This is a genomic window from Streptomyces sp. NPDC087440, from assembly GCF_044744005.1.
Lineage (GTDB): Bacteria > Actinomycetota > Actinomycetes > Streptomycetales > Streptomycetaceae > Streptomyces.
Genome location: NZ_JBIUXN010000022.1, coordinates 164,966 through 172,349, shown reverse-complemented (window position 1 = coordinate 172,349; position 7,384 = coordinate 164,966). Strand labels below are relative to the sequence as shown.

Annotated in this window: 7 protein-coding genes; all 7 read left to right on the top strand. The window is 68.1% G+C overall.

Annotation, left to right across the window (positions count from 1 at the left end):
* Nucleotides 1-187 precede the first annotated feature (187 nt).
* The 7 genes from ACIO3O_RS34065 (at nt 188) to ACIO3O_RS34035 (ending at nt 7,374) form a co-directional block, all read left to right on the top strand.
* Complete coding sequence (locus tag ACIO3O_RS34065; protein ID WP_401752664.1) at nt 188-796, top strand: CDP-alcohol phosphatidyltransferase family protein; 609 nt, start codon at nt 188-190, stop codon at nt 794-796.
* 119 nt (nt 797-915) lie between these two features.
* On the top strand, nt 916-3,411 hold the full coding sequence (locus ACIO3O_RS34060; RefSeq protein ID WP_401752662.1) for a sugar phosphate nucleotidyltransferase: 2,496 nt from the start codon (nt 916-918) through the stop codon (nt 3,409-3,411).
* An 88-nt stretch (nt 3,412-3,499) separates the two neighbouring features.
* Nucleotides 3,500-4,435, top strand: a complete 936-nt coding sequence (locus ACIO3O_RS34055; protein ID WP_401752660.1) for a DUF881 domain-containing protein — start codon at nt 3,500-3,502, stop codon at nt 4,433-4,435.
* Entirely contained in the window at nt 4,432-4,764 is a 333-nt protein-coding gene (locus tag ACIO3O_RS34050; protein ID WP_040019805.1) for a small basic family protein, read from the top strand. Before ACIO3O_RS34055 ends, ACIO3O_RS34050 begins: the two co-directional genes overlap by 4 nt.
* Before the next feature lie 5 nt (nt 4,765-4,769).
* Nucleotides 4,770-5,594 (top strand): DUF881 domain-containing protein, encoded by an 825-nt coding sequence (locus ACIO3O_RS34045; protein WP_401752681.1) that lies wholly within the window; start codon nt 4,770-4,772, stop codon nt 5,592-5,594.
* A gap of 148 nt (nt 5,595-5,742) precedes the next feature.
* Nucleotides 5,743-6,612, top strand: a complete 870-nt coding sequence (locus tag ACIO3O_RS34040) for an FHA domain-containing protein (protein ID WP_401752679.1) — start codon at nt 5,743-5,745, stop codon at nt 6,610-6,612.
* A gap of 18 nt (nt 6,613-6,630) precedes the next feature.
* Nucleotides 6,631-7,374 carry a MerR family transcriptional regulator gene (locus ACIO3O_RS34035; RefSeq protein ID WP_401752658.1) on the top strand — a complete coding sequence of 248 codons (744 nt, stop codon included), beginning with the start codon at nt 6,631-6,633 and terminating at the stop codon, nt 7,372-7,374.
* The last annotated feature ends 10 nt before the right edge of the window (nt 7,375-7,384 follow it).

Here is a 7,384-nt window from a genome sequence, read left to right as displayed (position 1 = left end):
GGGGGACCCTGTGGGAGAGTAGGACGCCGCCGAACAATCATTGTGGAAATGCCCCGTACCGGGAAACCGGTACGGGGCATTTCTGCGTTTACGGGGCGCGGCGTACCCCTGTGCGGCCGGCGGTGGTGGCTGAGGGTAAGGTCAGGGGGAAAATCGTTGGCACGTTCCCACAGCAGGAGGCCCCCGGGTGGAGGTCCAGGAGACTCGCGTTCAGACGGACCGAGTCCTCACCATCCCCAACATTCTGAGCATGGCTCGTCTCGTTGGTGTGCCCTTGTTCCTGTGGCTGATTCTGCGCCCCGTGTTCGGTGGGCCCAACAGCGACTGGTGGGCCCTGCTGGTGCTGATGCTGAGCGGCATCAGCGACTACCTCGACGGCAAGCTGGCACGTAAGTGGAACCAGATCAGCAGCTTGGGGCGGTTGCTCGACCCTGCGGCCGACCGGCTCTACATTCTGTCGACCCTGGTCGGACTGACCTGGCGCGAGATCCTGCCCTGGTGGGTCACCGCGGCCCTTTTGGCGCGCGAGCTCATGCTTCTCGTGATGGTGGGTATCCTCCGTCGACACGGCTATCCGCCGCCGCAGGTGAACTTCCTCGGGAAGGCCGCCACGTTCAATCTGATGTACGCCTTCCCGTTGTTGCTGCTCAGCGTTCAGGACGGGCTGCTCGGGACACTCGGTGCTATTTTCGGATGGGCGTTCGCCGGATGGGGTACAACCCTCTATTGGTGGGCAGGGATTCTCTATGTGGTCCAGGTCCGTCGTCTGGTGAAGGCGGACGCCGCGACCGATTGAGCCTGTCGAAGCGGCGCAGCGCAGCGCCGGCCCTCGAAGATCTCTGAGGTTGTGGAGGTCTGATCTCGGCGGGCCCGGTCGGCTGGATCTTCTTCTCTTCCAAGGAGGAATCTTCCGACATGAAGGCCGTCGTGATGGCCGGTGGCGAAGGCACACGTCTTCGCCCCATGACCTCAAGCATGCCCAAGCCGCTCCTGCCGGTCGCCAACCGACCGATCATGGAGCACGTGCTGAGGCTGCTCAAGCGGCATGGGCTCAATGAGACCGTCGTAACCGTGCAGTTTCTGGCCTCGCTCGTCAAGAACTACTTCGGCGACGGGGAAGAGCTCGGAATGGAGCTCACCTATGCCAACGAGGAGAAGCCACTCGGCACCGCGGGCAGCGTGAAGAATGCCGAAGAGGCGTTGAAGGACGACGCCTTTCTGGTCATTTCCGGGGACGCGCTCACCGACTTCGACCTGACCGACCTCATCCGTTTCCACAAGGAGAAGGGCGCACTGGTCACGGTGTGCCTGACCCGGGTGCCGAATCCGCTGGAATTCGGCATCACGATCGTGGACGAGGAAGGGAAGGTCGAGCGCTTCCTGGAGAAGCCGACCTGGGGGCAGGTCTTCTCGGACACCGTGAACACGGGCATCTACGTGATGGAGCCCGAGGTCTTCGACTACGTCGAGGCGGATGCGTCCGTGGACTGGTCGGGGGATGTCTTCCCGCAGCTCATGAAGGAGGGCAAGCCGATCTACGGCTATGTCGCCGAGGGCTACTGGGAGGACGTCGGCACGCACGAGAGCTACGTCAAGGCGCAGGCCGACGTGCTGGAGGGCAAGGTCGACGTCGAGCTCGACGGGTTCGAGATCTCGCCCGGAGTGTGGGTCGCGGAAGGCGCCGAGGTCCACCCGGACGCCGTGCTCAGAGGGCCGCTGTACATCGGTGACTACGCCAAGGTCGAGGCCGGGGCGGAGATTCGCGAGCACAGCGTGGTGGGGTCCAACGTGGTCGTGAAGAGCGGCGCCTTTCTGCACAAGGCCGTTGTTCACGACAATGTCTACATCGGCCAGCACAGCAATCTGCGCGGCTGCGTCATCGGCAAGAACACCGACATCATGCGAGCCGCTCGGATCGAGGACGGGGCGGTCATCGGTGACGAGTGCCTCGTCGGTGAAGAATCGATCATCCAGGGCAATGTGCGGGTCTACCCGTTCAAGACGATCGAGGCCGGTGCCTTCGTCAATACGTCGGTGATCTGGGAGTCCCGGGGACAGGCGCACCTCTTCGGAGCGCGTGGGGTCTCCGGGATCCTGAACGTCGAGATCACGCCGGAGCTGGCCGTGCGGCTGGCGGGGGCGTACGCGACGACCCTGAAGAAGGGGTCGACGGTCACCACCGCGCGCGACCACTCCCGGGGCGCCCGTGCACTGAAGCGGGCGGTCATTTCCGCGCTCCAGGCCAGTGCCATCGACGTACGCGATCTGGAGAACGTGCCGCTGCCGGTGGCGCGGCAGCAGACGGCGCGGGGCAGTGCCGGCGGGATCATGATCCGGACGACCCCCGGGGTGCCGGACTCGGTGGACATCATGTTCTTCGACGAGCGGGGCGCGGATCTGTCGCAGGGCGGGCAGCGGAAGCTGGACCGGGTGTACGCGCGGCAGGAGTACCGGCGGGCGTTCCCCGGAGAGATCGGCGACCTGCACTTCCCGGCGAGCGTCTTCGACTCGTACACGGGGACCTTGCTGCGGAATCTCGATACGACGGGGATCGCGGACTCCGGGCTGAAGGTCGTGGTCGACGCGTCCAACGGCAGTGCCGGGCTGGTGCTGCCCAGCCTGCTGGGGCGGCTCGGCGTCGACTCGTTGACGATCAACCCGGGACTCGACGAGGCGAGGCCGACGGAGACCGCGGATTCGCGGCGGGCCGGGCTCGTGCGGCTCGGGGAGATCGTGGCGTCGGCGCGGGCCGACTTCGGGGTGCGGTTCGACCCGGTCGGTGAGCGGCTGTCGCTGGTGGACGAGCGCGGGAAGATCATCGAGGACGACCGGGCACTGCTCGTCATGCTCGACCTGGTGGCGGCGGAACGGCGCAGTGGGCGAGTGGCGTTGCCCGTGACTACCACGAGGGTCGCCGAGCAGGTGGCGGCGTACCACGGGACGCAGGTGGAGTGGACGACGACGTCGCCGGACGACCTGACGCGGGTGGGACGCGAGGACGCGACCATCTTCGGCGGGGACGGGCGCGGCGGCTTCATCGTGCCGGAGTTCAGCAGCGTCTTCGACGGCGCGGCGGCCTTCGTACGGCTCATCGGGCTGGTGGCGAGGACGCAGTTGACGCTCAGCCAGATCGATGCACGGATACCGCGGGCGCACGTGCTGCGGCGGGATCTGGCGACGCCGTGGGCGGTGAAGGGGCTCGTCATGCGGCGGGTCGTGGAGGCGGCCGGGGAGCGGTCGGTGGACACCACCGACGGTGTACGGGTCGTGGAGGCCGACGGGCGGTGGGTGATGGTGCTGCCCGACCCGGCGGAGGCCGTCACTCATCTGTGGGCCGAGGGACCGGACGACGACTCCGCCCAGGCGCTCCTCGACGAATGGTCGGCGATCGTCGACAGCGCAGGTCACTGACCTCGCACCGGGGTGCCGGAGGCCGTCGGGAGACGGACTCCGGCACCCCGGTGGGGGCATTCGGTGGTAGGGCCTGCGACATGCGACGATGTGCGGCATGTCGCAGCAGCCCCCCGTTCGGAGCACCCCTTCTCCACCGCGGCGTCCCGATGCGTCGATGTCGCTGCTGACGAACGTGATGGAGCACAGTCTCGACGACGGGTACGCAGAGGCGGCGGCCCGTCAGAAGGCCGACGGGACCGCCGGAATGCCGCGCACCCTGCGCAGGAAACTCGGTCTGGCGGCCTGTCTGGTGCTCGCTGCCGCCGTGGTCACGCTGGGGGCGGCCAACGCGCGGATAGCGGCTCCCGTGGTCGCCAAGGAGCGCGAGAAGCTGGTTGACCGCATCCAGGCCGAGACCGCCGCGGCCGACACGCTGGAGAAGGACGTCGAGACCCTGCGCGCGGACGTGGGGGAGCGGCAGCGCAAGGCCCTGGAACAGCACGGGGGTGACCAGGCCGAACTGGTTTCCCTGCTGTCCGGAGCAACCGCCGTGACCGGACCGGGCGTCAAACTGGTCGTGGACGATGCCAAGGAGACCGGTGGGGGCAGTGACGGGCCGCGGGGCAGCAGCGGCTTCGCCGACACCGGCCGGGTCCGCGACCGGGACATGCAACGGTTCGTCAACGGGCTCTGGCAGTCCGGCGCGGAGGCCGTCGCGATCAACGGGCAGCGCCTCACGATGCTCTCGGCGATCCGCGCCGCGGGCGACGCGATACTGGTCGACAACCGGCCCCTGGCACCGCCGTACACGGTGCTCGCCGTGGGCGGCAAGCACCTCAACACCACGTTCAACGACAGTGCCGACGGGCAGTACCTGCACGCCTTGCAGGAGAGCTACGGCATTCGTACGAGCATCACCGACCAGGACGAGGTGCGGCTCCCGGCCGCGCCGAGCCTGATCGTACGCATCGCCCAACCGGTGGCCGAAGGCGCCGGGAAGGGCGTGGCCGAACCGAAGAAGACAGAGAAGGGCACATCGTGATCGCCGTACTGGGCCTCGTCGTGGGAGTCGTGGTCGGATTGCTGGTCCGGCCCGAAGTGCCGGCGGTGGTCGAGCCCTACCTGCCGATCGCCGTCGTCGCCGCGCTGGACGCGGTCTTCGGCGGGCTGCGGGCCATGCTGGACGGGATCTTCGTCGACAAGGTCTTCGTCGTGTCCTTCCTGTCGAACGTGGTGGTGGCCGCCCTGATCGTCTTCCTCGGCGACAAGCTGGGTGTCGGAGCGCAGTTGTCGACCGGTGTGGTCGTCGTACTCGGCATCCGGATCTTCTCCAACGCTGCCGCCATCCGGCGGCACATCTTCCGGGCGTGACGCCGGTGAGCGACGAGAGCAACGAGACCGGTGGCGCGGGCCCGCTTCCCGAGGAGCGGCAGCCCTTCCCGCCGAGCCACCCGGCCGAAGAGCACCACAAGCACCGGGAAGTGACGGGGCGTCAGAGGCTGATCGCGGGGCTGTGGCCGCCGCGGGTCACCCGGGCCCAACTGATCGTGGCGCTGCTGCTGTTCGGGCTGGGGCTCGGGCTGGCGATCCAGGTGAACTCCACCAACGCGGACGGAGCGCTGCGCGGAGCGCGGCAGGAGGACCTCGTACGCATCCTGGACGAGCTGGACGACCGTACGCAGCGTCTTGAGGACGAGAAGCAGCGGCTGAGCGCGCAGAAGTCGGAGCTGGAGAGCAGTTCCGACCAGGCCGAGGAGGCCCGCAAGCAGACGCTGGAGAAGGAGCGCCAGCTCGGTGTGCTGGCGGGCACGGTGGGCGCGCAGGGGCCCGGGATCACGCTGACCATCGGGGACCCGCACAAGACCGTCGAGCCGGACCGGTTGCTGGACACCATTCAGGAATTGCGGGCCGCCGGGGCGGAGGCCGTGCAGATCAATGACGTACGCGTCGTGGCCAACACGTATTTCTCCGGTGACGCAGGCAGCATTCAGATCGACGGGAAGAACGTCAGCGCTCCGTACACCTTCAAGGTGATCGGGAAGCCGCAGGATCTGGAGCCCGCGCTGAACATCCCCGGCGGGGTCGTGCAGACTCTGGAGAAGGAGCAGGCCACCGCCGTGGTGCAGCGACTTGAGAAGATCGTCGTGAATGCCTTGCGACCGGCGAAGCGGCCTGACTACGCTCGGTCGTCATCCCAGTGAAGGCTGGGCGAATGAGCGTTGTCGGACACGGGCATGAGCTTGCGGGGGGTCGGCGCACCCAGGACGCGGTGCGTGGTGGAAACTGTCCGAGTGATACGGACGTTGTGAGAATGTCCAAGTCAGCAGGTTTGTTGACGCAGGGTTCGTCCTGCCCCACGGGCGGGTCTGTTTCGGTCAAGGGGAATCGCCCGTGAAGTTGTTTGCGAAATTGTTCGGCAAGAGTGCACGTGACGACAGCAGCTCCCACACTGCTCGTCACCGTGCCCCGCGCCCCGGTGAGGCGGAGGAGCAGAGCGGCGAGCGCCCGCTCTTCCGCGACGAGGTCGGCGGCCACGGCGCGCCGTCTGTTGACCCGGCTGGTCCCGGCCGCATAGGTTCCGGAGAACCATCAACCTCAAGTACGGGTGGAGGGTTCACCCCCGACCCGTACGCAACCAGCGCCCACCACGCGGGGCAGCCGCGGCAGGAGGAACCGTCCATGTCGGCGTTGCCTGTTTGTACGAGGTGCGGTCACCGGAACGCCGCGGACAGCCGTTTCTGCTCCAACTGCGGTGCGCCGCTGCGGGCCGGCGCGGCCGCCGAGCGGCCCTCGGAAACCACGTCGACCATCTCCATCTCGGGCCTGGAGGCCTACGAGGCGGAGAAGACCGGTCAGACCCAGCTCCCCTCGCTGTCGCCCGAGGCCCAGGCCGCGGTCGACGCGCTTCCGCTGGGTGCGGCGCTGCTGGTGGTGCGACGCGGCCCGAACTCGGGCAGCCGCTTCCTGTTGGACGGCGAGCTGACCACGGCCGGCCGCCACCCGCAGAGCGACATCTTCCTGGACGACGTCACCGTCTCCAGGCGGCACGTCGAGTTCCGCCGGGGCGGCGACGGTGGCTTCACCGTCTCCGACGTCGGCAGCCTCAACGGCACGTACGTCAACCGGGAGCGCATCGACGCGGTCCCGCTGGCGAACGGCGACGAGGTGCAGATCGGTAAGTACCGGCTGGTCTTCTACGCGAGCCAGCGGGGCGTCTGATCCCTTCAGGGAAGGTCCATGCTGCGAATCCAGACGGGCGGTGCCGTGCGCGGCGCCGCCTCCGCCGGCAGCAGGCTGATGAGCATCGGTTCGGTGCTCAGCCTGCTGCGTGAGGAATTTCCCGAAGTAACGATCTCCAAGATCCGCTTTCTGGAGGCGGAGGGGCTGGTCGAGCCGCAGCGCACGCCGTCCGGGTACCGGAAGTTCGGCCCGGCGGACGTGGAGCGGCTCGCCCAGGTGCTGCGGATGCAGCGCGACCACTACCTCCCGCTCAAGGTCATCAAGGAGCACCTCGACGCGCTGGAGCGCGGTGAGGAGGTCCGGCTGCCGTCGCCGGGCGGGCCGCGGGAGCTGCTCGACGGGGCGCCCGAGGTGGCCGCCGAGCGGGTGACGGTGGCGCGGCTGGGCCGTGAGGAGCTGCTGGCGGCCGCCGAGGTCGAGGAAGACGATCTGGGCGAGTGGGAATCGTACGGACTCATCTCGCAACTGCCGGACGGTGGTTACGACGCGGAGGCCGTCACGGTGGCGAAACTTGTGGCGGATCTGGGGCGGTTCGGTCTGGAACCGAGGCACCTGCGGGCCATGAAGGCCGCCGCCGACCGCGAGGCCGGCCTGATCGGCAATGTGGTGGCTCCGCTGCGGCGGCACCGCAACCCGCAGACCAGGGCGCATGCCGAGGCGACCACGCGGGAGCTCGCAGGGCTGTCCGTACGGCTGCATGCGGCGCTGGTCCAGACCGCGCTGAGGGCCGGCTCGAACTGAGCCGCAGGTG